Below are 2,051 nucleotides of genomic sequence, written 5' to 3' on the forward strand. Positions count from 1 at the left end.
GCGATCGCCTTGAGGGGAACGCCTTGCGACGCCAACGCCAGGACCTGTCGGTTGACCGCCTCGCGGGTCATCGCCGCCTCCCACTGAATCCGCTCCGCCTTGCTCAAGGTCTCTGGATCGACAGGCGCTTCGGGCGAAAGCGCCTTGCGCAGTCGCGGCAACTCGGACCGGACCGCCGCGAGGAAGGCGGCGGAAGCGTTCTCGAACAGATGCCAGCGGTCCGCCACCTGCCGGGCCTGGGGCGCCGCCTCCGCGGCCGCGGCCCCATAGCCCGGGCCTCGATCGCGGCAGATGATGCGAACCTGCGGGTTTGCCCTCAGCCAGGCCATCACCGTCTCACGCTGCCGGTCCGGCAGGATGTCGATCACTGTCCGTCGCTCCAGATCGACGATGATGCTTCCGTAGCTGTGGCCGCGTCTCCAGGCGAAGTCGTCGATGCCGATCACCGTCGCCGCGGGAGCGGAACTGGCCGCGGCGGCTTCGCGACGGACCGCGCGCAGCAAGGTATCCTTCCACCACGGCGCCGCCAGCCGCGCCAGCATCCGGGACCCGGGCCGCCCGCCAAGGGCCAGCCCGACGGCGTGCACGAGCTCATCGCAGCGGGCGACGCGCCGACCGTGACGACGCCCGATGCCCGGCGCCAAGGCCTCGCTGAACGTCTTTCGCTGGCAGGCGCGCTGCTTGCATCGGAACCGGCGGACGCTCAGGCGCAGCTTCACAATCGCGCCGCTGATCGGCAGGTCTGACAGCGTCCGGACATAGCGGCTGTGGCAGGAGGACGACGACGTCCCACAATCCGGGCAGCGGCCGGCGGCTCCGGCGACACGACCCGAAACCTCCACCACGCCGTCGACGAACGACCGGCGCTCGACCACCAGCCCCGGCGGGTTCAACCCACCGTTCCATACGCTCCTGCCCACCCGCCGTTGCCTCCTGGCCCAAAGCGCTCAAATCGCACGGCCAGCAGACGACCTCCCGGCAAATCTGCACGGAATTTGAGTCAGACCCAATCTTCGACGCCGATAGGGGGTCCCGATTCAGTGCTTGTTGACAGCCGATGGGCGGCGCCGTCCTCCAATCTGGATCTGAATGCGCCTCAAGCATTCAAAGGCAGAGCGGGGGAGGGCGTGCGCCCGACCCGCGCCCGGGGACGCGCGTGTCAACCGGGCGAAGGCGCCCTGGCGCGGCCCGCGGCCGAAGGCGAGGACACGGGGGGCGCCGGAGCCGGCGGCCGTGGGCCGACGCTTGCCGATTTACGCGCGGGGCCCCGGATGCTGGGCGGATACAGAATGCAAGATCGTCGGGGCGGGGTGAGCGGGCCCGCGGGCCCGTCGAGCCGCGTCCCGTCCTTCGGCTATCGCGCCCGCCGACGAGGCGGGCTCCGCCGATCCGAGGCACGAGCCCGAGGCGCGTTTCGTCATGGCGCGGGTGGCCAAGCTGGCGCCGCGCGAGGGATCGTTCCCTGACGGCAACCCCTCAGGTCAGGCACGATCCGTCATACATCGATCGCGATGCGCCAGGAACAGACTAAGTCGTGAAGGGCGGAGAGCGGTCGCTCACTCCTCATTGTGCAAAGGTCCGAATGGGCCCCCTGTGCCGTTGGCCCACCCCTGGCATCGATGCCCACTATGGCCCCCGAAGGATCGTCGCCTATGGCGTCGCGCCGAGCCCGGGCGCCCGCCCGAACAGCTCGGCAAGGGCCAGCACGCCATAGGCGACGAAGATGCTCGCCACAACCAGCGGGACGATCGATCGCCCGATGACGAGGGCCAAGCCGATCATCAACGCCAGGTCCTCCGCGTAGAACAGTCGCGGTAGGCTGTCACACATGTACGGGCTCATCGTTGGCGCGCCACCACGAAACGCGAACGTGCCGTGGCCGTCCACCCGGCAGTCGGGACCGCTCGACCGAGCGGCGGTCGCTGCCCTATGCTCCCGACAAAGGTCTTGCAGGCCGAAACCAGGGGGAAAACGTCCATGAAGCTCTCGCTTTGCGCGATCTGCGGCCACCTGCTCCAGTTCGAGCACTCCGCTTGCCGGAAATGCGGCGC

General features: G+C 69.4%; 2 protein-coding genes. Both read right to left on the reverse strand.

The genetic code is table 11. From position 1 onward, the window contains the following. On the reverse strand, nt 1-893 hold an 893-nt coding region (locus VYI76_RS00050; protein ID WP_326522727.1), incomplete at its 3' end, for an ISL3 family transposase. A 757-nt stretch (nt 894-1,650) separates the two neighbouring features. Next, a partial coding sequence (locus VYI76_RS00055) for a hypothetical protein (protein WP_326522728.1) occupies nt 1,651-2,051 on the reverse strand: 401 nt, incomplete at its 5' end.

Source organism: Sphingomonas sp. (assembly GCF_035910975.1).
In the GTDB taxonomy this organism is placed as follows: Bacteria; Pseudomonadota; Alphaproteobacteria; order Sphingomonadales; family Sphingomonadaceae; genus Sphingomonas.